The sequence below is a fragment of the Vreelandella zhuhanensis genome, from assembly GCF_009793355.1.
Taxonomy (GTDB): Bacteria; Pseudomonadota; Gammaproteobacteria; order Pseudomonadales; family Halomonadaceae; genus Vreelandella; species Vreelandella zhuhanensis.
Genome location: NZ_WTKP01000005.1, coordinates 201,665 through 225,124 on the forward strand (window position 1 = coordinate 201,665; position 23,460 = coordinate 225,124).

The window sequence follows — 23,460 nt, forward strand, 5'->3', positions numbered from 1 at the left end:
ACAGACAAAAGCTCACGGACCATGAGTAAGAAGGGAACCCCATTGCCATTCAAATGGGCATTGATACTCTCAGCTTTATTGATATCCGAGACCGTCCGCGCGCTGTCGCTGGAGGAGGCGCTGGATATCTCCCGGGAACAGGCAACCACGCTGCAATCACTCGCGGCTGAAACCCAGCGTGCAGAAGCCACTCATCAGCAATCAGCCCAAGCCTACCTCCCCACCATTAGCGCAGATGCTACCTGGCTGAGAGCGGATTCTTCCTTCATCACCGGCGTGCCGGTTCCCACCCTGGGCATACCTCTCACCACCCAGCGCAGGGATTTTGGCCCGGTCGAGGGCACCCTGACGGGCATTCAGGTGATACAGCCGCTGTTCAATGCCGATGCCATTCAGACCCGACAAAGCGCAGCTTTAAATGTGAATGCTCGCCGCTATGCCGAGCAATGGGGACAACAGGCCATCCGCCTGGAAGTCTCGCGCCTGTATTTCAATTTCATCCGCCAGCAGCAGCGCGAACAAGCCGCACAAATGTCGCTGCGTGCGGCCCAGGCATCCGCCAGGCTGGCCCAGGCAAGCTATCGAGAAGGCCTGGCATCGCGTCTGGATACCGAACAGGCAGACGCTGAGCTGGCCGCAGCCCAAGCCCGGGTGGCACAAGCGATAGCCGAAAAGCGTCAAGCAAAGCTTACACTGAAAAGCCTGCTGGGCATCGCACCGGAGGAAGAAGTGGTACTTTCAAGCGCCTTGCCGAAACCTGCGCCTCCCATCGGGATTGACGCTACTCAGGCGAGAAAAGACCTGCAAGCCAGAGAGGTGGCTGTCGAGGCTGCCAGCGCCGCAGTAAAAGCCTCAAGGGCCGAATGGCTGCCTAACGTGAACCTGCTAGCCCGGCAACAATGGCTTGACGGCGATGAGCCACTCAATACCAGCGGGGATGGATGGCTGGTCGCGGTCAATCTCCAATGGACCCTTTTTGATGGTCTTGGCCGTGAAGGTAGAATCGCCGAGTCACAGGCTGAAGAACGCAGTGCACGGGTGGAACTCGATGAAACCCGTCGGCGCATCCGGCAAGAGCAGGTTATCGCCATGAGCCGCTGGGAAGCCGGATGGGCTGGCTGGCATGCGGCCCAAAAAGCCCAGGAAGCGGCACAAAGAGCCAACCGACTGGCGTTGCGGCGCTATGAAGAAGGCCTTGGTTCAATGACCGACCTTCTGGCCACCCAGGCCCGGCTCGATCGTGAACGCCTCGCCCTGATCAATGCCCGCTACCAAGCCGTCCTTGCCGGCATGAACTACTATCTACAGCATGGTTACGACCCGCTTCTGGCGCTGAAGGACCCGCTCCGATGAAGGGTTTGTTTCGCCTTCTGCTGACGCTGGCTGCCCTTTTCATACTGACTGGTTTTATGCTGACGGGTTGTTCCGATGAAGCACCTGAGCCCACTGAGGAAACAGCCGCAACGCCTACCGTCAACGTCGGGGAAATAGTCGAATGGCGTCACCCCTCAACCGACCAACTTCCCGGGGTAGTGAGCCCCGGCAAAAGAGCCGTTCTAAGCACTAGAGTCTCGGGCACCTTGACCTCGGTTCCCGCATCGCCTGGCGACCGGGTGGAAAAAGACGACCTGTTGGCCACGGTGGATGCAAGAGAGGTGGAAGCAGCCATTTCCGCTGCTCAGGAAAAAGTCACTGCGGCACAGGCCGCGCTTCAGCAGGCAAGGTTGAACAGCCAAAGGTTGCAAAGGCTTTATGCAGAAGACTTGATTGCCCGAGTGCGCACCGAACAGGCTGATGTCAGAGTGAGTGAACTGGAGGCTCAGTTGCAAGCAGCCCAGTCAGAGCTCAAGGCGCAACAGGCAAACCGTAGCTACACCCGCCTGACTGCACCGTTCGCAGGCCAGGTCACTGAAACCCTGCTGGATACCGGAAGCTTTGTCGGCCCCGGCCAGCCTCTGGTGGTGCTCGAAGAGAGGCGCCGGTTACAAATCGATGTTCCGGTTTCCAGTGAGCGGGTAGAGGTGCTGACGCCCGGTCAGCAGCTTTCGGTGCTTTCTGGCTCTGACGGGACGATGACCGAAGCACGGCTGGTCAGCATAATACCCGCGCTGAACGATGAAGGCACCGGCCAGCGCCTGAGGCTTTCAGTTGACGACCCACCGAAGGGCCTGAGACCCGGCCAGGTGGTCAGGGTGATAGTGCCGGCCCAGCGCTTCGGGCGACAAGGTTCGGGCGATGCCTGGGTGGGGCTGCCGCAGGCGGCGCTGATCCGGCGGGGCCAGCTCACGGGGGTATTGGTGGTGGATGACTCGAATGAACAGCCGACGCTGAATCTGCGCTGGATAAAGACAATAGCGCCGCCTGCAGACGCGGATAACCTGATACCTGTCACTCAGGGTCTGGCAGTAGGCGAACTTGTGGTTCTGGATCCTTCTCCGGAGCTTCAGGACGGCCAGACGGTCAGCATTCAGAGGGCCGATCAAAACCTCGGGGAGGAGTGACTTGCGCCTGGGTCTTGCCGGACATATCGCCAACCGCTTACTGGATTCACCGCTGGTTCCGCTGTTCGTCGTGGCCTGTTTCCTACTGGGCGGCTATGCGCTTTTGGTTACTCCGCGGGAAGATCGTCCCGATATTGATGTACCCACAGCCGTGGTGTTGCTTCCCTGGCCAGGCGCGGGGGTCGCGCGGGTCGATGAACAGCTGGCACGCCGAACGGCAGGCTGGGTACGTGAGATCGCGTCGGTCGAAGAGGTGCGCAGCAGCAGCTCCAACCATGCAGCGCTGCTCTCGGTTGAGTTCGCCGCAGGCACACCCAAGGCGTCTGCTTTCTCCGAGCTGAATGAGATTTTCCAGGCCCGCGCCAGCCAGCTACCCGAAACCGCCGAACCTCCCAGCATTCAGGTCTTCGGCGAGAGTCGTCTGGTGGTGTTTCTGGCCACCCTCAGCAGTAAAACCCTGAGCCTTGCCGGGCTGGAAGACATTGCCACCGAACTCGCAGCAGAGCTCCAGACAATTCCCGGCGTAAGGGGCATCGAAAGCTTTGGGGGCGACCGCACTGCCATCGAGGTGCTGCCCAAGCCGACGGCGCTTGCCGCCCGAAACATTTCCCTGAGCCGGCTTGCCGAAGCGATTGCTGGGGCGAACCGACAACTTCCCGCAGGCCGGCTCGAAAGCGCCCCGGTCACCGACCTTGAGGTCGGCATGACGATCACCAGCCCCGAGCAACTTGGACGCTTACCGGTAGGCGAGGATGGCGGGGGGCCGGTATATCTGGAAGAAGTGGCTGACATCAAAATCGGCCGCATAGAGCAATATCAAGGGGTTCTGCATTGGCAAAGGGGCCAATCGGCACCCTTCCCTGCCGTCACGCTGGCGGTGACGACCCTTGAAGGCATGAACGTCAGCGATGTCACCCGGCAGGTACAGGCAAGGCTAACCGAATTCGCCAGCCACTCTCTGCCTGCGGAAGTACAGCTGACAGTCAGCCACGATGCAGGCATCGATGCCACCGAGCGGGTCTACAATGTGCTGGTGCAGCTATTGACCGGCACCTTGGTGGTGGTCGGCATTATCTGGCTGGGGCTCGGCTGGCGTGCGGCACTCATTATCGCCATCATGATGCCCGCCTCTCTCTCGATCGTGCCTTACCTGTACAACCGTTTCGACTTCACTCTCAACCCGGTGTCGATCGCGGCGATGATCCTGGCTATCGGTATTCTCTCGGACGATGCCGTGGTCATGCTTGAAAATGTGGCTCGCCACTTTCGAAGCGCCGGAGAAAAAAGCCGCGAGCTGACGGTAAAGGCCGTCAATGAAGTGGGCAACCCGACCATCCTGGCGGACCTGCTGGTGGTGGCCACCCTGCTGCCGACCGCCTATATCACCGGCGAGATGGGCCAGTATGTGCGTGCGCTTCCCATTGGCGCCTCGGCGGCCGTGCTGTTTTCGCTGCTGGTCGCGCTCACCATCACCCCCTACTTCGGCTTTCGTTTGCTCAAAGTCGAGGGCAATAAAAGGGGGAAAGACCGCAAGCCCGAAGATAGAGACAAAAATCGAGACGAAGACCGGGACAAAAAAGAACAAGAGGAAGAAAGCGAAGCCCCCCTGGTAAGGCATTATCGTCGCCTGCTCTCGCCATTCTTTGCTCATCCCTCTCTGCGCTGGTTGTTTTACCTGGTGCTGGTCGTGCTTCTTCTGGCGAGCCTTTCACTCGTCGGCCTGCGTATCGTCCAGATAGGACTCACCCCTCTGCTCGACCGCAACGTCTTTGCTGTGGATATCGAGCTGCCACCCGCCTCGACGCTGAACGAATCCTTGACCGTAGCCTCGGCGCTCAACAGGCAGCTGCGCGAGATCCCCGAAGTCAAGGCCGTGACTATTTATTCAGGTCTCTCGGCGCCGCTAATTTATCCGCCTGAAGCACTTTACTCGCCCGAGGAAAAGGCGCCCCGAGATCTCACGCTACATGTTGAGCTCGTCCAGGAAGACCAGCGAGACCGCCAGAGCTACCAAATCAGCCGGGAGATTGCCCGTAACCTCAGCACTTGGCTGGCACCTTATGGAGGGAAAGGCCACATAGTGCGCATTCCTTCCGGACCCAGCAGCGACCGTGCGATCACCGCTGAAATTTACGGGCCGGACCCCGCCGCACGCCAAGCAACGGCAGACCGCGTCGAGCAATGGCTTAGTGAGCAAAAAGGTGTGATTTCCACGCAACAGCAGCCTTTTCCCGCACTTCCCTCACTCAATTTGGACGTTGACCCGGAGCGGGCTGCGACCTTCGGGGTCATTCCCGCCGCAGTGACCCGCACCCTGTATCTGGCGATTCAAGGGGAAACGTTGGCGAACTGGTCGGGAATGACCCATTCCAGAGACCCGGTCCCGGTGATACTGCGCCTTGCCAGGGCCGACCGGGAAAGTAAGCAGGCGCTGCGAAGCTTGTACGTCATCAGCGAAAACGACCGAGCGGTGCCTCTGGAATCGATTGTCGATTTCAACCATAGCGAGGGCGACCAGGCACGCTTTCGCCGAGGGCTCATGCCGGTCACTACCGTGTTTGCCGATCTGGACCGTTCAGTGGCCCAACCGCTCACCGTTCAGCTGGAAGCCTTGCGCGGCTTGGGAGAGCCGGATATCGATATCCGCTGGCTTGCTCCGCCCAACCAAGCCACGGAGCCGGTACTCTACTGGTCGGGGGAATGGGAGATGACACGGGATGTCTACCGCGACCTGGGCGTAGCCGGGCTGGTGGTGATGATCCTGATCTACGTCTTGCTGGCCGGCTGGTTCCGTTCCTATCGGCTGCCCGTATTGATCATGCTGCCGATTCCGCTGGTTTTTATCGGCGTTATCCCGGCGCACTGGGCCTGGGGAATCAATATAGCCGGTACCGGCATTCTGGGGGTGATCGCCTTGGGCGGCATCGTGACGCGCAATGCCATCCTGCTGGTGGATTTCATCGAAAAGCGCCTGGATGAAGGCATGGCGTTAAAGGAAGCGGTTATTCAGGCAGGCGCTCAACGTACCCGCCCTATCATCTTGACCGCCGCCACCGTCATGTTCGGCAGTGGCGTTCTCATATTCGAACCGTCGCTCGAACCCTTGGGCCTCACCCTGGCCAGCGGGGTGCTCATCTCCACCGTGCTGACCCTGGTACTGATTCCCCTGCTTTATTTCCATGTTTACAGCCGGGAGCCGGAGAGCGAAGGTGACGACTAAAGCTGAGTAAATAGATTCACAGACAACCTGAAAAGACTTGTAAAACAGGTTATTAGCAGGCACGAACCGCCCAAGGTAACGCGGCTTGGCGGCGAGGCGTTCGTGATTATTAGTGCCGAGGATTGAAAAGAGAACAAGAAACGCTGCATGTGCTTCAGAACCGAGACTTCATGCAACAAATTACGGCCTCCCTCGATACTCACAACCGTGGCCAAGGACACAAACCTGACGATGAGCAGATGAATGAGATCACTGGCATTTGAGAGCTACACTTGGGAAGCATATGAAAAGATGCGCGAGAAGGACAAAAAGCTGCATAATTTTTATCCCCTATTACGAGCTTCAAGGCTCACTCCTTGTAATATAACGCTTTTCTAAGCGGAAATTAGTGGTTAGCTATAATCACAAAGCGATGGCTAACTGTTAATTTTCCGCTCAAGTACCTTGTTAATGGGAAATCTCGACATTACTTTCAGGAATTCCTGTTTGAGAGGATATAAAACTGATTAATTCATTAATACTATGAAACTCTGTATTATCAACTAAGTCTTGACGGTCTTCAACTTCTTCATCATTTTCGATTAGAACACGACCAACCCTTATTATACCTTCCATAGTTTCTGGCATATTTTCATCTATATCAACAATTGCTCGTCTTTGTGAAAATTTTTCGTATATACGATGAACCTGCACCGTACATTCATGAACTAAAAAGGTATTTCTTTCGATTTCAGAATCTGCATAAATCTCTTCAGCATGCATCAATCTATTCCTGAAATCTTGTAAATACATTAATTTTTCTAGCAAGTTTCTCGGCAATATTGATGATTTTGTAAGTTCACGGTAAAGCGCGTGTCTTGGCACTGCATAATTACGCATAGTACCATCTGATAATGATCTTCTTTTTATATGCATATTTAAGTTTTTTGATAGTTTAAACACTAGAGAATCTAAGTATTTCCATGATCTAATAAACTCACCATACAATAAATTAATATTAGACATGACACTTTCTGCAACCACTTCTTTATCATCTGCGGGAACAGATATTTTATCGATATCTTTAATTGCTTTATCTAGACTTACATTTATCTCATCGACAATTTTTCGTATATCTTCATAGTCACGCTTGTTAACAATTGCATTATGTGCAATTAAGCACCTTAAGTCATACAATTGCCTCCACCTTTTATCTAAAAAAGTATCGTCGCAATCAACAATTTCGGAGAAATAACGCTGCCAATTAGATTTCGGTATGAACTCTTTTATTTTTTCCAAATCAAGTTCTTCAAGTGAAACAGCTTCATCCAATTTATCAAACAAGTTTTTAACATTGTGCACAGAATAAGGTTTAAATAGAAAATCAGCCAGATGAATGAAATCCACTTTATATACTGCATTTGATTGAGGTGCATCTTTGCGCTTGCTTTTTTCAACCGCTTGTTTAAATGTTTCAGGAGATGAGTCCTTGAGCCAGCTAGTACCTATTTTTCTTAACATAAAATTAGTAATTAGCTTTCTCATCTTATTTTCAATTCGATGGATTAAAGGATATGACTCTTGGGAGTAATAACTTGAAACATCATCAATTAGTATTTCTGGCTTTCCTCCTGACTTCTGGATAATTTGTTTGACATCTCTAATTAATTCAACGAACACATCTAGCTTCTCTGCTTCACATTGTGCATTTAGTGTTATTTGAAAAAAACGCTGACCTTTGTTTTCTACTTCACCTGAAATCAAGTTATACCCTACATCAAAGTTCTTTTTATAAGTTAATTTATTATTACTTATCTTAATATCTGAATTTACTTGCAGCAATTTGTTAAATGTTGTTTTACCATCACAAAATGAGCCTGCATCATCCATCAATATAAGATATTCGACTTTAAATTCTTTCAATTTCAATCCTTAAATTTGGCAAAATATATGATGCCTACTAACGCCCGCATTTGCGGCTGGTTTGAAGTGCAGCGAAAAACCAGTCCGGCAACATGCGCTTGTTAGGCTTTCCCCTACACATAGCTCTGACTCAGTTCTAGCAAGTCTCTTATTTTTACGTCGATATATTTTAGAAACACAATCATTTCGTCGAGCTCAAGATTTTTCTGAGTCGTTGTGATGCTTGCCGGAGTGGCATGTAGCAGTTTGCTGCTAAACGTATAGATGAAATCATATTCCTCGGCAAGATCGACTTTCTCTGCCATTTGACGCCAATTCCAACGCTTAGGTATCAAGGTGCGTATATCTTTTGATATCGAAGTATCAAAGGTGATTTTTTCTTTTTCCAGCTCAGCTATGGATTGTTCAATTCCAGGCAGAACCTTTTTCTCCACCAAATGTGCTTGAAATCCGTAACCATTAGTTTTCGCCTGTTCGGCATATATAGAGAAGTGGCGAGCCGCCTTCCTGTCAATTGACGCCGCTACAATCTTAGGGATCGCAATAGCTACCTCTTGCTTACGCTGCTCGTCTGAAATCAAGTCCAATTCCGTCATTTTCTCGCTTAGTAGCGATGATTCTTCTTCTGCAAATTTACTTAGCAGACTAATTTCCCTGTCAATTTGGGCACGATAGTCTCTCCAATAGCGAAGTTGTGTTTCTATAAGCTGTTCGTAGTATACAAGTCCGTAGCGTGAATTAAGCTCAAATAGGCGCAGCCAAACACTTAGCTCGAATATATAGCGAGAGACGGAAATCACGCCAAGCGTTTCTACAACATGAAAGTTATTTCCCGTGAATAACCGCAGCCTCACTAAACTATCCCCAAAGACTGAACAACACCAACAATCGTGGTTCCATTTATCAAACGAATCTATTTTTTCGGGAGTTCTGAGAAGTTTGGCAGTCGCGTCTAGTCCTTCATGGTGCCCTTTTATTGTAGCCACCAGCTGACTAAGTTGGCCTTCGATCATTACAACTCCTTCGGAGGTTTCTTGAGTGCCTAACAGTGATTATATGCCCGACTGCATAATCTCAATAAACGTGCCGGCGCCTTTATTGATGTTATGCAGCCGCCTCAAAATAACCTAAATCATTGATTTAAATGTAATAAAATTCAAATTTTGCAGCATATTCAAAATTCGCGTGCTTGCTTTTTTGCCACTTCAATAATGCTGCATATTAATGGCTTTGTTGGTATTTGTTGTTGGCCTGCGCCTATTGCCACACGAAGCCACGCCTCCTCTGCTGGCTTTGTGGTTTCAAACAAATCGCCGCCATACCAAATTGGGCAAGTGATAGTGAATTGGCGTTGTCTTGAGCGCTCGTTTTCAGGAAGCGGTGTCGCCAGCGGCGCGTAACGTCAGGCTATTAGGCTAAAACCACGCTACCGCCCCGGCCGGGCTGAGTGGGGTTGTGGCTCCCCCCTCCTGCGACAGTTCCCTTGTTTCGCCTGCTTTCCCTATGCCGCTTTTGTGTCGCTTAGGCATTTTATATTAGTTTTATCGTACTCAGTAATGTTAGGGCGTGTAAAGCCTTGTGACCGGGCACTTTAGTCTTGCAAAAAGAAGTGGTTAGGCGCTGGTCTTCGCGGGCCAATCCCTTTAGCCTGCTAATTCACTGTTAGGATACCGGCATGCAAGAGACGACCCCGAGGCAACAGTTGGCAGGCGTGCTGATCCTGCTTGGGCTTATCGCACAAATTATCGGCTTTACCGGCTTGGTGGCTACCGCGCATGCGGTGAGCTATTTGCTGTGGGCAGCGGTTGCGCTGCTGTGGCGCGATATCCCTAAGCGTTCGCGGATTCAGGCGGGGACGCTGATGGTCATTGGTACGCTATTGCTGCTGCTGGCGCGCTTTGTGTATGGCGCAAAGGTGAATTGGCCCGCCATGTTGCAGGGCAATACCTTTGTGGTGGCGATGCTGGTGGGCGTGAGTTTTATCGGCTTGATCGGCTCGCGGCGCGGCCATGAACCGGCACCCGGCCAGAAGGTCACCGGGGCCGGTGGCATTCTGCGGACTTGGCTGGGGGTGCACTTTCTAGGCATCATTTTGAATCTTTCCACGGTTTTCATGGTGGGCGATCGTTTGGCACGTCGTGAGCCATTGAAAATGCCGCAACTACTGGCCTTGAATCGCGGCCTTTCCAGCGCCGCCCTGTGGTCGCCGTTCTTTGCCTCGATGGGGGTGGTGATCACCCTGGCGCCGGAAATGCAGTATCCGCATATCCTGAGTATCGGCCTGCCCTTGGCACTGCTTTCCGGGTTGATTACCACCTTCGAGATGAAGCAGCGCTTTGAACTGAACGATGTTGAGGGGTTTTCGCTGGCGCCCACCAGCCTGCTGATGCCCGCCGGCATGGCCGCGCTGGTGATGGCGTTTCATTTCTGGATAACGCCGTCCCTTACCATCGTCAGTATTATCACTTTCCTGCTGCCCAGCGTCGCGGCGCTGGTCAATCTGCGTGATGGGCCGCTCTGGACCTTGCGGCGCATTCGCCAGCACACCACCACACGGCTACCGGCCATGCGCGGGGAAATCGCGCTGTTTCTGGCGGCAGGATTGTTAACGCTGGGGCTTTCCACCTTCGTCCGGGCTGTCGCCGGCAGTGAATGGACGCTGTTTGCGGTTTTCGGCACCCCACAGGCAATCTTCAGCTTTGCGGCCATCGTCGCGAGCGCACTGATCGGCTTGCACCCTATCATCGGCGTGTCTGTGCTGGCGTCCGTGCTGACGCTCGAGGCAGGCAGCCAAACGCTGTTTGCCTTCGTGGCGCTGGCGTCCTGGGCGGTCGGCACCAGCGTCGGACCGCTTTCGGGGATCAATCTATCACTACAGGGTAGATACGGGGTAAGTGGTTATCGGATGATGACAAACAATGCCTACTACGCCCTGATGATGAGCGGGCTTTCGATTGTCGCCATCATCCTGATGGGCTGGTGGCAGGGATGACTCAGCTTGCTGCGGCATCCGGCAAGCGATAGAAATAGCGGTGGCCGCACTCGTGGCAAGGTTCAAGACGCCCCACTTCCTCGAGCGTTACCTGGGCATCGCAATGCACGCAGGCCATGCGCCCCGGCGCGACCACTTCCCCCTCACAGTAATCGGCGCGTGCCGCTTCCAGGTCGTCCTTCAATTGTTCGTTTTCGACGATGCTGCGGTCGGCGATCGAAAGCAGTGATTCGGCCACACGGCGGGAAACCTTACTTATGTCAATCCCCAGCCAGCTGGCGACATGCTTTCCCGAGTCTTTCAGGTAGATACGCATGTCTTTCAGGTCACGCTCGACCCAGGCACGTAAAAGGGCCAGTTCGTCCTTGGTGAATTCTTCGAGCTCGTCTTCGAATTCGACCGCCTCGTCCAGCTCGCGTTGAAGGTTTTCCCAGGTCAGCTCGTTAGCACCACCCTGAAGCCGCTCCAGCATCCGTTCGTAACCTTCCCGTAAACGGTGGTCGTTCTTTTTTTCACTCATGATGGCACTCCTTTATCCTCACGCAATTTTTACGACTACTGTTGTGTCTTACCGCTAGCCGTTCAAGGTTTTACCTGCATAGGATACAATCCACGAAACAAATTCGACACTCGTCATCCACCATTCACCTTGCGCCCGTTTTATGGGCCATACGCCAAGGCATTTAAAAAAACCGATGGACGCACATTACAGCCCCCGTGATATCGAACGCGACGCCCAACAGTACTGGGACAAGAACCAGTGTTTCAAGGCAGTGGAAGACGCCAACCGCGAGAAATTCTATTGTCTGTCGATGTTCCCTTACCCCAGCGGCAAGCTGCACATGGGGCACGTGCGCAACTATACCATCGGCGATGTGGTATCGCGCTTCCAGCGCATGCAGGGCAAGAACGTCATGCAGCCGATGGGATGGGATGCGTTCGGCATGCCGGCGGAAAACGCCGCCATTCAGAACCAGGTACCGCCGGCCGAATGGACCTACCAGAACATCGATTACATGCGTAATCAGCTCAAGGCGCTGGGCTTTGCCTACGACTGGAGCCGTGAATTCGCCACCTGCGATACCAGCTACTACCGCTGGGAGCAGTGGTTTTTCACTCGACTGGTGGAAAAGGGGCTGGTCTACAAGAAGATGTCCACGGTCAACTGGGACCCGGTGGACCAGACCGTGCTTGCCAATGAGCAGGTTATCGAAGGACGCGGCTGGCGTAGCGGTGCCCTGGTCGAGCGCAAGGAAATCCCCCTGTGGTTCTTGAAGATCACCGACTACGCCGAGGAATTGCTGGCGGACCTGGACAAGGTCGAATGGCCCGAACAGGTCAAGACCATGCAGCGCAACTGGATTGGTAAATCGCGCGGGGTGGAGCTGAGCTTCGATATCAAGGCCGCCGACAGCACGGTTTCCTCCGCGATCAGCGTTTACACCACCCGCCCGGACACCCTGATGGGCGTGACCTATGTGGCGGTGGCCGCCGGACACCCCTTGGCCAAGCAAGCGGCGCAAGCCGATGCCGAGCTTGCCGCCTTCTGCGATGAATGCGCCCGTGGCGGCACCTCCGAAGCTGTCATGGCCACCATGGAAAAGAAAGGCATGCCTACCGGGCATAAGGCCGTTCATCCGCTCAGCGGCGAGGAAGTGCCGGTGTTCGTGGCCAACTTCGTGCTGATGGAATACGGCACCGGGGCGGTCATGGCGGTACCCGGCCACGACCAGCGCGACTGGGAATTCGCCACCAAATACGGCCTTCCGATCAAGGCGGTGATTGCAGACGATCAAGGCAACGAGCCGGATATCTCCCAGGGCGCCTACGCCGAGTACGGCCCCTTGATTCACTCCGGCGAATTCGATGGCCTGAACTTCGAGCAGGCTTTCGAGGCGATTGCTGGAGCGCTCAAGGCGCTGGGCAAGGGCGAAGTCAAGACCAATTTCCGTTTGCGCGACTGGGGGGTTGCCCGCCAGCGCTACTGGGGGGCGCCGATTCCGGTCAAATACGGCCCCGAAGGCCAGACCGTTCCGCTCACCGATGCAGAACTGCCGGTCGAGCTACCCATGGAAGTCACCGTGGATGCTTCCGGTTCGCCGCTCAAGAAGATGCCGGAATTTTCCGAGCTCGGCGACGGCTGGATACGTGAAACCGACACCTTCGACACCTTCATGGAATCCTCCTGGTACTACGCGCGGTTCTGCTGTGCCGATAACACTGAGGCCATGCTAGACGAGCGCGCCAACTACTGGTTGCCGGTGGATCTTTACATAGGCGGTATCGAGCACGCCATCCTTCACCTGCTTTATGCGCGCTTCTTCCACAAACTGATGCGTGACTTCGGTCTGGTCGATTCCGACGAGCCGTTCCAGCAGTTGCTGACTCAGGGCATGGTGATCGCCGAGACCTACTATCGCTCGACTGCCAACGGCGGCAAGCAATGGTTCAACCCCGCGGATGTCGAGGTCAAGCGCGACGAGAAAGGCCGCCCGGTAAGCGCAATATTGATCAGTGACGGCCAACCGGTGGAAATGGGCGGCATCGAAAAGATGTCCAAGTCCAAGAACAATGGGGTCGATCCGCAGTCGATGATCGACAAGTTCGGTGCCGATACCGTGCGTCTGTTCATGATGTTCGCCGCTCCTCCGGAACAGTCGCTGGAATGGTCGGATTCCGGTGTTGAAGGCGCTCACCGCTTCCTCAAGCGGCTATGGCGCCAGGTTTCCGAGCATCTGGAAGCCGGGGAACCTGTGGCACTGGATACCACCGCCCTTGACGACGACCAGAAAGCCCTGCGCCGCAAGACCCATGAAACCCTGAAGAAAGCCGGTGACGATATTGGCCGCCGTACGACGTTCAATACCGCCATCGCCGCCGTCATGGAGCTTTCCAATGCCCTGGGACGTTTCCAAAACGAAAGTGATGCGGCGAATCCGCAGAGCCTGGCCATCAGCCGCGAGGCGCTTGAAGCCTGTGTCTTGTTGTTAGCGCCCATCACCCCGCATACGTGCCATGCACTATGGCAAGCCCTGGGACACAGCGAGCCGGCGATCGATGCTGCCTGGCCCGCCGTGGATGAAGCGGCATTGACCCGCGACACCCTTGAGCTGGTGGTGCAGGTCAACGGCAAGTTACGCGCCCGCATCGAAGTACCGGCGGATGCAGATAAAGCGACCGTGGAAGACATGGCGATGAGCCAAGAAAACGTGCAACGACACCTTGAAGGCAAGACCGTGCGCAAGGTTATCGTGGTTCCCGGCAAACTGGTCAATATCGTGGTGAGCGGATGAAACGCCGTGACGTCCTTTATGCCCTTGCAGCGGGGGCATTTGCCCCCCTGTTGCTGAGTGGCTGCGGGTTTCACTTGAGAGGTAGTGGAGCGTCGACCACGCTGCCCGAGCTCAGTCTGGCGGGCGATACCGAGAGCGGTCTGGCACGCGAATTCACCGCGCAGTTGAAGCAAGCGGGGTCTGGCGTGAGCGCTCAAGCGCCTTGGGTGGTCACCTTGGGCACACCTCGCCTGGAGGAACGACGCCTGGGCGGCGAAGGCCGGGCCAGCCGCGACCATGAGCTTACCTTGCGCGCAAGCGTGTCACTTCAGGCCCGCAGCGATAATACCTATCATCTACATACCGAGACGCACAGCGCTTCCACGCATATTCGGGTCAATGACGATGATTTGCTGAACCGTGAAGCGCTGTTTTCCGAGGCTCGTGATCAACTTGAAAAACAGCTTGCCCAGAAAATCGTGACACGCCTGGTTCACGTGGCATCCTGGCAATGAAAGTATTTGCTGACCAGCTACCCGCGGCTCTGGAAAAGAAACTTCCCAAGGTGGTGATCGTCGCCGGTGACGAGCCGCTTCAACATCGGGATGCCTGCGACGCCGTTCGAGCGGCGGCACGCAAGGCAGGTGTGGAAGAGCGCGAGGTGCTTGACGTCGAGGCTAATTTTGCCTGGGGGCGGCTAGACGAAACTTCCAATAACCTTTCGTTGTTTGCCAGCTGCAAGCTTCTGGAAGTTCGCCTGGGCAAGCATAGCCTGGGCCAGGAAGGCGCCAAGGCATTGAGCCGTTATGCGGAACAGCTCACCACTAGCGACGACATTCTACTGATCAGCATGGGCAAGCTCGATGCCAGACAGCAGAAAAGCGCCTGGTTCAAAGCCTTGGATAAATATGCCTTGTTCGTTCCCGTATGGCCGGTGGACGCCTCACGGCTGGGGTTTTGGTTGCGTGATCGTGCCTCGCGCCATGGGCTGACCCTGGAGCTGGACGCCGCCCGGCTGCTTGGTGAGCGCACCGAAGGCAACCTTCTCGCAGCCGATCAGGAACTGCAGAAGCTTGCCTTGCTGAGCTCCCCCGGCGCCCGGATTACCGCCGATAGCATCCTGCAGGGCGTGGAAGACAATACCCGCTTCGATGTTTTCACCCTGGCGGATGCCTGCTTGAAAGGCGACCCCGCCAGGACCTCACGCGTTCTTCACGGCTTACGCAGTGAAGGGGTGGAAGCACCGATCGTTCTCTGGGCGCTCAGTCGTGAGCTGCGCACCTTGCTCTCGATTCAACAACATTTGGAACAGGGCCAGAGCTTCGAGCATGCTTGCAAGGCGCAAAAACCCATGATCTTCGATAAACGTCGCCCCGCCTACCAGAAGGCGATCGCTCGGTTACCCATGAAACGTCTGCACAAATTGCTGCTCATGGCTCAACGGCTGGATCTTTCGATCAAGGGTGCCGTGGCGATACCGACCTGGGAGGGACTGCATGACTTGGCGCTGACCCTGGCGGGAGGACGCGGGTTATTGGCAGATGCCGCCTGGACGTACCAGGTGCGTTAACTGGACAACACCACTCTTCTGGTATCATCTTATAGACTGATGACACTGCCTATCATCGACATTGAGCACGATTTGCCGTCTCGGGGATCGTTGATTTACCTTCACTTAAAAAGGAACCACCCATGATGAAAAAACTTCGCTTCTACATGACGCCTCTTCTGATCATCGCCTTTCTCATTGGCAGCATGCCGGTAGCGGCGGCTCCCCACGGTCAAGCGGAAACCGGCCTGGTTTCCACCCAGGCAGCCTTGAACGCTGACAGCAGCAGTGCCGAACGTGAACGCATCAGTGAAATTCTTGCTCGGGCTGATGTGCAGGAGCAGCTGCTCGCTCAAGGTGTCAGCCTTGACGAAGTGGAGGCTCGCGTTGCGGCCCTGAGCGATGCCGAGGTCCACCAGATGGCTGAACAACTTGAACAATTACCTGCCGGTGCCGGCGGCGTGATAGGAGCCTTGTTTGCCGTCTTCATCATCTTGTTGGTCACCGACATTCTCGGCTTGACCGATGTCTATCCCTTCACACGCTGATCGATAATGCCATCTTGTCTATTTTACGCCCGCTTCGCGGGCGTTTTGCTGCTGATGAGTCTTCTACTCGGCTGCGCCGCCTCGCCACGCCTGAATGATTCCACCTTGAATAACCTGCCCCAAGAGCAACTTCTGAAGGAAGTACCATTTTATGCCCAGCGTGATTATCAATGCGGCCCGGCTTCGCTTGCAATGGTACTCAATGCCGCCGGCGTCAATGTGGAAATGGAGAACTTGATCCTCCAGGTCTTCATTCCCGGACGTAAAGGCAGCGTTCAATCCGAAATGCTGGCGACTGTACGCCGCCACGGCATGATTCCCTTTCCTGTTGAAGGCTCCCTGGACGCTCTTCTGACTCAGCTAGCAAGCGGGCAGCCCGTGGTGGTACTTCAGAACCTGGCATTACCTGCCTGGCCGATGTGGCACTATGCCGTAGTCATAGGCTATGACCTGCCGACACGCGCCTTGACATTGCATAGCGGTGAAATTTCAAACCATGAAATGTCCCTGAGCCGTTTTGATGCCACCTGGGCACGCAGTGAGCGCTGGGGCTTTACAGTGTTGCCCCCAGGTTCTCTGCCCAAAGGAATACGTCCTTTTCGCGCCATTGAAGCAATTAGTGCCTTTGAATCCGTCCAAGGGGTGCAAGCCGCCCTGCCCAGTTGGAAAGCATTGGTACAGGCTCATCCTGACAGCGCCATGGGGCATTTCGCCTTGGGCAATGCACATTACGCCTTGGGTGAGGTAAAAAAATCCCAACAGGCGCTTGAACGAGCGGTGTCTCTGGATGAATCATTAGGCGTAGCCTGGCTCAACTTGGGCTTGCTCGAACAACAACTGGATAATGAGATGGAGGCAAGACAAGCACTGGGCCGTGCCGCCGCATTGACTGGGCCTTGGCAGGCAAAAGCCCAGGAAGAGCTTAATACTCTTTCGCATGTTAATTAGGGCATTTTACGCATTGACCTAACTTGAAAAACTAGTTACTTATTGGTAACAATTCAAAAATTCATGGATACGTGGGATGGCAGCATTCATTATAGTTTGTTGTAGTTAGGCTAGAGATTCATTTTATTGAGTTCTTCTTCCCTGCAAAGGAACCGGGTAATGTTCATTGCACCATCCCTTTTCCATTCTTGTCGCCGTTGTATTGGCGGTCTATTGATAATTGCCTTTGGTGCAATGGGAAGCATGGTGACTTCCGCTCACGCTGCCGAGGCGACCTCCAGCCCTCTTGCTCCGTCTACCGACCACAGCCTGACTCTAAAAATGGTGATCGGCCATGATCAACACTGGCTATCGTTGGCAGACATCGAAACTACGCCCCTATACGACGTAGATATGCAGCATCCGGAAGGACCGGAAGGTCGTTTTACAGGGGTTTGGCTTGATGCCTTCCTTGAAGACCACGGCATCCAGCCCGAAGATCGGGTGCGGTTCATTGCTCAGGATGATTACAGTGTCTTTCTCAGTGCCGCGGAACGTCAAAAAACACGCTATCTTCTAGTGACCCGGTTAAATGGAGATCCCCTTAGCCGGGAGCAGCTAGGGCCGTTGTTGCTGGTAGCCCCAGAGGATGCTGAAGCGGTACTTACTGGAATACTGCCACACGCACGCTGGATCTGGGCTGTTCGAGAGGTGCGGCGGCAATGAATATTTCCCTTGAAGATAAGGATCATTTCTTTTCACGCTGGCGCTTGGTGACAGGATTTGCCGTCATGGCAGGCATAGCCGCCATCGTCATTGGGGTTTATGTCAATCATGCTCGCCAACAGGTGGGTACCGACTATACCGCCATGGTCGGAGACGTAGTACGTGCTCAACAGCAGAACAGTCAACTCGACCAGGTACTTGACGTATTTATGGCAAACCCGGTATCTGTACATTTACCCGAGATCAATCATTTCCTTTGGTTGGCAGAGCGCAATCTTGAAGGAATTCAGAACAGCATCAGCCATCATCCCTTGCTGGAACCCCATGTAAGCTACCTCAGCGATGATTTCAAATTACTGGAAAGTCAGCTACCCAAGCTCGAACGCCTCGCCCTGCAATCCATTCATGACCCCTCCTTTCTGGAACCCCTTCAGCAACTGGGTATGGAAATGGAGGTCAACATGGCATGGATATACAGCGAGCTCAATAATGCCGTCCATGCAGCCGCTGGAGAACAGTATCGGGTCACACAACAACTGACGCGTGCGGTAATACCTTTGATACTTTTTGTTTTACTCATGACGGCTAGCTTGTTTGCTGCAGTGATAAACCTGCAGCAACAGCGCAACAAGATGCATAAGTTGATGCTGACCGATGAGTTGACCGGACTGAAAAATCGCCGCTATCTCGTTTCCATCGCCACTACCCAGTTAGCTAATGCCCAACGTCAGCATCATCCCCTTAGCCTGATGATCCTGGATTTGGATTATTTCAAGCATGTCAACGACACCTATGGACACCCGGCCGGAGACGAAGTCCTGCGCTTAATCACAGGCTGTATTGAGTCACTGTGCCGTCAATCGGATACATTGGCGCGAATTGGGGGGGAGGAATTTTGCCTGTTGATGCCGAATACTTCCTTGGAAGAAGCGAAATGTGTGGCGATGCGTATCCGGCAGGAAGTGGCAAGCCTTGAGCTAGACTGTGTTACTGCTGGGCTACACATAACAGTAAGTATCGGCTTGACCACCACCGCATCGGGTCAACAAACATTCGAGCAGCTGTATTCCTTGGCGGACCAGGCGCTCTATCAGGCCAAGGAAACCGGTCGCAACCGAGTTGATGTGGTCCTTCCCCCCGTCCATATGGAGGGAAGTGACAATTTCCACACGAGTAACGCTGAGAAGCCAAAGCCTTACTTTGCCACATCTGTCTTGAAAAACGTAAAGGAAACCTAGAAAACCCGACTCAAGCCATTTTGGGCGGCAACGCGATACGCTTCCGCCATGGTGGGATAGTTGAAGGTAGTATTGACGAAATAGTTGAGCGAATTCGCCTCTCCTTTCTGTTGCATGATTGCCTGGCCGATATGCACGATTTCCGAGGCCTGGTCACCAAAGCAATGAATCCCCAGAATCTCCAGCGTATCCTGATGGAACAATATCTTGAGCATGCCAATGGTATCGCCAGTGATCTGCGCTCTGGCGGTATCCTTGAAGAACGCCTGAGCCACTTCGTAAGGCACTTTGGCCTCGGTAAGCTCACGCTCATTGGGGCCGAAAGAGCTGATTTCAGGGATGGTATAAATCCCGGTCGGCACTTCGGTCACGTAGCGATAGTCTTTTTCCAGCAACTCGTTGGAAGAATTCAGCCCTTGATCATAAGCGGCACTGGCAAGGCTCGGCCAACCGATAACGTCACCGGCGGCATAAATATGCGGTATTGCTGTACGGTAATGCTCGTCCACATGCAACTGACCACGTCCGTTGGCTTCCAAGCCGATGCTTTCAAGTCCCAGGCTGTCGGTATTGCCCGTGCGACCATTAGCCCATAGAAACGCATCCGCGCGTAACTTCTTGCCGGACTTCAAGTAGACGATAACCCCGGATTCGTCCCCTTCAACTCGCTCGTATTCTTCATTGTGCCGAATCAGAACGCCGTGCTTGCGCAGATGATAGGACAGGGCGTCACTAATCTCGTCGTCCAGGAAGGACAACAGGCTGTCGCGATTGTTGATCAAGTCGACCTTGACCCCGAGCCCCGAAAAAATCGAGGCATATTCACAGCCAATCACACCTGCACCGAAAATGATCAAGGTACGTGGGGTATGAGACAGGCTGAGAATGGTGTCCGAGCAGTACAGACGCGGATGTCGAAAGTTGATATCGGCGGGACGATAAGGGCGCGAACCGGTGGCAATCACGATTTTCTTGGCCACCAGCTCTTCCATACCTTCCTGGCGGTCGCGTACCAGTACCGTGTGTTCATCCTTGAAACGCGCCACACCGTTGAATAAATCGATACGATTGCGGGCATAGAAACGGCTACGCATCTCGACCTGCTTGTCGATAGTGACGCGCGAATGTTCCATTACCTTTGGGAAGGAAAACCAGCGCGGCTCACCGATATCACGAAACATGGGGTTGGTATTGAACGCCATGATCTGCTTGACCTGGTGACGCAAGGCCTTTGAAGGAATTGTGCCCCAATGCGTGCAGTTACCGCCCACTTGCGTTTGTTTTTCGACAATCGCAACCCGCATGCCATGCTTGGCGGCATTGATGGCGGCACTTTCACCGGCAGGACCGGTGCCGATTACCACGACATCATAAGTATGTACTGCCATAATCCAGGCATCTCCTTGTTCCCTGACACATGCGAAGCTAATGCTCAGCGCAGAGCACTGAACATTGCCCGCTTTTTTTGCTTATCAAGCTGAATCCCAAAGACTGCTTTTCAGTAACGATGCTGCCGTTTTAGGCGTATCAACGGCGAGTGGCATCATAGCCTAAATCAGCACCCCGGCTCTCATCGCTACTACGACGGGCGCTGCTACCGCGCTTGCGGTTTTCTTCTTCACAGACCTCGTCCTTGCCGCCACAGATATCGCAGCCATCCTTCAAACCCAGCTGGTTCAAACCGCCACATGAACCGGCTATAGGCTTACGGCCCATGATTACGCCAATTGCCATGGCAGCTACCATCAGCAACATGAAACCCAACGCCAGTAACCAGATAGTCATTTGTTCACTCCTTCATGGCTTCATTATCCGACTTGCCATCTCACTCTGTTTAAACATGTCCTGGTAGGGAGACAACACCGTGACGATGAAAGTGCCTGAATCCAGGATAGAGTTAATTCGATATTGCGTCTCGCCCGGAGTCGGCGGAATCAAGCAAAAGGGGCCGACCTAATGGCCAGCCCCTCAAAGTGCCTTAAAAGGCAGGAAGTTTATCCACCGAAATCATCCAGCAGGATGTTTTCCGGTTCGACCCCGAGATCGAGCAACAACTTGATCACCGAGGCATTCATCATGGGTGGTCCACACATATAATATTCGCAATCTTCAGGTGCGGGATGGTCCTTGAGGTAATCCTCATATAAAACGTTATGAATGAATCCTGTCGGACCTTCCCAGTTATCTTCCGGCTGAGGATCGGAAAGCGCCAGATGCCACTCAAAGTTCGGGAACTCTTCCGCCAACTGATCGTATTCTTCGTTATAGAAGGTTTCACGCCAGGAACGAGCACCGTACCAGAACGTGATCTTGCGATCCGACTTGAGTCGTTTGAGCTGGTCGAAGATGTGGCTACGCATGGGCGCCATACCTGCACCACCACCGATGAAGATCATCTCGGCATCGGTATCTCTGGCGAAAAACTCACCAAACGGCCCCATGACGGTAATCTTGTCGCCCGGCTTGAGATTGAAGACGTAAGTCGACATCAACCCCGGCGGATGATTGGTACCCGGAGGCGGAGTCGCGATGCGGATATTGAACTTGAGGATGCCATGCTCTTCCGGATAGTTCGCCATGGAGTAGGCACGGATGACTTCCTCCTGGTTCTTGTGGGAAGTCTTGAAAAGACCGAACTTCTCCCAATCACCCCGGTATTCCTCTTCGATATCAAAATCGGAGAACTTGATATCGTAAGGTGGCGCGACCAGTTGCACATACCCACCTGCCCGGAAGTCGACATTCTCGCCTTCAGGCAGCTTGAGGTTGAGTTCCTTGATGAAGGTAGCGACGTTGGGGTTGGCGATGACTTCGCACTCCCACTTCTTCACGCCGAAAACTTCTTCGGGAACTTCCACTTTCATATCCTGCTTCACCGGAACCTGGCAGGAAAGACGCCAGCCTTCCTTCTTTTCACGCATGGTGAAGTGGGATTCTTCGGTGGGTAGAATCGAGCCGCCGCCCTCTTCCACGCGACATTTGCACTGGGCACAAGACCCACCACCGCCACAGGCGGATGAGAGGAAAATGCCATTGGCGGCCAGAGTGTTCAAAAGCTTACCACCGGCTTGCGTACTCAGGGTGTGCTCGGGGTCACCGTTGACCTCGATGGTCACATCCCCGGTGCTGACGAGTTTGCTGCGAGCGGCCAGGATCACCAAGACCAGTCCAATGACGATCACAGTGAACATGACAACACCGAGCAAGATGACACTTGTATCAACCATGTCGGTTTCCTATTGCTAGAGGTTTTCTTGACCCGGCGACCCAGCGGTCGCCGGAGAATCAAGCCCCGTTTAGAGCTGGATGCCGGAGAAGGACATGAAGCCCAAAGACATCAGTCCCACGGTGATGAAGGTAATGCCCAGACCCTGCAAGCCGGCCGGCACATCGCTATACTTCAATTTTTCGCGAATGCCGGCAAGCGCAGTAATAGCCAGTGCCCAGCCCACACCTGCGCCCAAGCCATACACCACTGACTCGCCGAAGTTATAGTCACGCTCGACCATGAACAGTACGCCACCCAGGATGGCGCAGTTGACGGTAATCAGCGGCAGGAACACGCCCAGGGCGTTGTAGAGTGCAGGCACGTACTTGTCGAGGAACATTTCCATGATCTGCACCAGAGCGGCGATGACCCCGATATAGCTCAACAACCCCAAGAAGGAGAGGTCGATATTCTCGGTACCGGCAATACCGGTCCAGGTCAGGGCACCTTCCTGTAGCAGGAAGGTAAACACCAGGTTATTGACCGGCACGGTAATGGTGAGTACCACGATAACCGCAATACCCAGGCCGAAAGCCGATGACACCTTCTTGGAAACTGCCAGAAACGTACACATGCCCAGGAAAAAGGCCAAGGCCATGTTTTCGACAAAAACCGAAGCAACGAACAGGCTCAGATAATGTTCCATTTTACACGGCCTCCTTCGGCTTGGTGTTTTCCTTCATCTCGAACTCGCTATTTTCCACCTGCTCCGGATTGAAGGAACGCAGCACCCAGATTGTCAGCCCGATAATGAAGAAAGCCGACGGTGGTAGAAGCATCAAACCATTGGGCACATACCAGCCGCCATCCTGAATCGGCGCCAGGATGGTAAAGCCGAAGACGCTGCCCGAGCCAAGCAGCTCACGGAAGAAACCGACGATCATCAATATCAGGCCGTAACCTATACCGTTGCCAATCCCGTCCAGAAAAGACATACCCGGTGTATTGCTCATGGCGAAGCCTTCGGCACGCCCCATGACGATACAGTTGGTGATGATCAAACCGACGAAAACCGAGAGTTGCTTGGACATTTCGTAGGCATAGGCCTTGAGCACCTGATCAACCACGATAACCAGAGAGGCGATAATGGTCATCTGGACGATAATCCGGATCGATGACGGAATATGACTCCGGATCAACGAAACGAACAGGTTGGCGAAGGCCGTGACGAAGATAACCGCCAATGCCATTACCAGCGATACGCTCATGCTGGTGGTAACGGCCAACGCCGAACAGATACCCAATATCTGCAAAGCAATCGGATTGTTCTGGAAGATTGGGGATACCAGAACGCCTTTCGGAGTTAAATCTGCCATG

19 protein-coding genes are annotated in these 23,460 nt (G+C 54.0%); 11 read left to right on the forward strand and 8 right to left on the reverse strand.

Going from position 1 to position 23,460, the window contains the following annotated elements; translation table 11 throughout:
- Nucleotides 1-21: 21 nt before the first annotated feature.
- From GPM19_RS08895 to GPM19_RS08905, 3 genes are read left to right on the forward strand one after another with little or no spacing between them, the layout of a single operon-like run.
- Nucleotides 22-1,353: a TolC family protein gene (locus GPM19_RS08895; protein ID WP_160418683.1), complete on the forward strand. Its 1,332-nt coding sequence runs from the start codon at nt 22-24 to the stop codon at nt 1,351-1,353.
- Complete coding sequence (locus tag GPM19_RS08900; RefSeq protein WP_160418684.1) at nt 1,350-2,501, forward strand: efflux RND transporter periplasmic adaptor subunit; 1,152 nt, start codon at nt 1,350-1,352, stop codon at nt 2,499-2,501. Before GPM19_RS08895 ends, GPM19_RS08900 begins: the two co-directional genes overlap by 4 nt.
- Before the next feature lies 1 nt (nt 2,502).
- Nucleotides 2,503-5,721 carry an efflux RND transporter permease subunit gene (locus tag GPM19_RS08905; protein ID WP_160418685.1) on the forward strand — a complete coding sequence of 1,073 codons (3,219 nt, stop codon included), beginning with the start codon at nt 2,503-2,505 and terminating at the stop codon, nt 5,719-5,721.
- A gap of 447 nt (nt 5,722-6,168) precedes the next feature.
- Here the strand turns inward: GPM19_RS08905 and GPM19_RS08920 are convergent, their stop codons facing one another.
- Nucleotides 6,169-7,623, reverse strand: coding sequence for a HEPN domain-containing protein (locus GPM19_RS08920; RefSeq protein ID WP_160418686.1), 1,455 nt, complete (start codon nt 7,621-7,623; stop codon nt 6,169-6,171).
- Between the two features lie 113 nt (nt 7,624-7,736).
- Nucleotides 7,737-8,636 carry a DUF5677 domain-containing protein gene (locus tag GPM19_RS08925; protein WP_160418687.1) on the reverse strand — a complete coding sequence of 300 codons (900 nt, stop codon included), beginning with the start codon at nt 8,634-8,636 and terminating at the stop codon, nt 7,737-7,739.
- A gap of 662 nt (nt 8,637-9,298) precedes the next feature.
- On the opposite strand from GPM19_RS08925, the gene GPM19_RS08930 reads away from it, so the two are divergent.
- Nucleotides 9,299-10,615, forward strand: a complete 1,317-nt coding sequence (locus tag GPM19_RS08930) for a hypothetical protein (protein ID WP_160418688.1) — start codon at nt 9,299-9,301, stop codon at nt 10,613-10,615.
- Between the two features lies 1 nt (nt 10,616).
- On the opposite strand, the gene GPM19_RS08935 is transcribed toward GPM19_RS08930, so the two are convergent.
- Entirely contained in the window at nt 10,617-11,135 is a 519-nt protein-coding gene (locus GPM19_RS08935; RefSeq protein ID WP_160418689.1) for a zinc ribbon-containing protein, read from the reverse strand.
- A gap of 175 nt (nt 11,136-11,310) precedes the next feature.
- On the opposite strand from GPM19_RS08935, the gene leuS reads away from it, so the two are divergent.
- The 7 genes from leuS to GPM19_RS08970 all read left to right on the forward strand — a co-directional run bounded on the left by leuS (nt 11,311) and on the right by GPM19_RS08970 (nt 18,875).
- On the forward strand, nt 11,311-13,908 hold the full coding sequence (gene leuS, locus GPM19_RS08940) for a leucine--tRNA ligase (RefSeq protein WP_160418690.1): 2,598 nt from the start codon (nt 11,311-11,313) through the stop codon (nt 13,906-13,908).
- The gene (locus GPM19_RS08945) at nt 13,905-14,402 is read left to right on the forward strand and encodes an LPS-assembly lipoprotein LptE (protein ID WP_160418691.1); all 498 of its coding nucleotides are present in this window, start codon (nt 13,905-13,907) and stop codon (nt 14,400-14,402) included. Before leuS ends, GPM19_RS08945 begins: the two co-directional genes overlap by 4 nt.
- Nucleotides 14,399-15,457, forward strand: coding sequence for a DNA polymerase III subunit delta (gene holA / locus GPM19_RS08950; protein ID WP_160418692.1), 1,059 nt, complete (start codon nt 14,399-14,401; stop codon nt 15,455-15,457). The genes GPM19_RS08945 and holA overlap by 4 nt, the downstream gene beginning before the upstream one ends.
- Before the next feature lie 125 nt (nt 15,458-15,582).
- Complete coding sequence (locus GPM19_RS08955; RefSeq protein WP_160418781.1) at nt 15,583-15,984, forward strand: PA2779 family protein; 402 nt, start codon at nt 15,583-15,585, stop codon at nt 15,982-15,984.
- A gap of 54 nt (nt 15,985-16,038) precedes the next feature.
- Nucleotides 16,039-16,932, forward strand: a complete 894-nt coding sequence (locus GPM19_RS08960; protein WP_227842292.1) for a PA2778 family cysteine peptidase — start codon at nt 16,039-16,041, stop codon at nt 16,930-16,932.
- A 243-nt stretch (nt 16,933-17,175) separates the two neighbouring features.
- Nucleotides 17,176-17,637, forward strand: a complete 462-nt coding sequence (locus GPM19_RS08965) for a hypothetical protein (protein ID WP_160418694.1) — start codon at nt 17,176-17,178, stop codon at nt 17,635-17,637.
- On the forward strand, nt 17,634-18,875 hold the full coding sequence (locus GPM19_RS08970) for a GGDEF domain-containing protein (RefSeq protein WP_160418695.1): 1,242 nt from the start codon (nt 17,634-17,636) through the stop codon (nt 18,873-18,875). The genes GPM19_RS08965 and GPM19_RS08970 overlap by 4 nt, the downstream gene beginning before the upstream one ends.
- On the opposite strand, the gene sthA is transcribed toward GPM19_RS08970, so the two are convergent.
- The 5 genes from sthA to GPM19_RS08995 form a co-directional block, all read right to left on the reverse strand.
- Nucleotides 18,872-20,305 carry a Si-specific NAD(P)(+) transhydrogenase gene (sthA, locus tag GPM19_RS08975; protein WP_371829355.1) on the reverse strand — a complete coding sequence of 478 codons (1,434 nt, stop codon included), beginning with the start codon at nt 20,303-20,305 and terminating at the stop codon, nt 18,872-18,874. The genes GPM19_RS08970 and sthA overlap by 4 nt on opposite strands.
- A gap of 97 nt (nt 20,306-20,402) precedes the next feature.
- Nucleotides 20,403-20,660, reverse strand: coding sequence for a (Na+)-NQR maturation NqrM (gene nqrM / locus GPM19_RS08980; RefSeq protein ID WP_114486991.1), 258 nt, complete (start codon nt 20,658-20,660; stop codon nt 20,403-20,405).
- Nucleotides 20,661-20,869: 209 nt separating this feature from the next.
- On the reverse strand, nt 20,870-22,102 hold the full coding sequence (nqrF, locus tag GPM19_RS08985) for an NADH:ubiquinone reductase (Na(+)-transporting) subunit F (RefSeq protein WP_160418697.1): 1,233 nt from the start codon (nt 22,100-22,102) through the stop codon (nt 20,870-20,872).
- A 69-nt stretch (nt 22,103-22,171) separates the two neighbouring features.
- Complete coding sequence (gene nqrE, locus GPM19_RS08990) at nt 22,172-22,789, reverse strand: NADH:ubiquinone reductase (Na(+)-transporting) subunit E (protein WP_160418698.1); 618 nt, start codon at nt 22,787-22,789, stop codon at nt 22,172-22,174.
- Nucleotide 22,790: 1 nt separating this feature from the next.
- Nucleotides 22,791-23,459 (reverse strand): NADH:ubiquinone reductase (Na(+)-transporting) subunit D, encoded by a 669-nt coding sequence (locus GPM19_RS08995; RefSeq protein ID WP_160418699.1) that lies wholly within the window; start codon nt 23,457-23,459, stop codon nt 22,791-22,793.
- Nucleotide 23,460 lies beyond the last annotated feature (1 nt).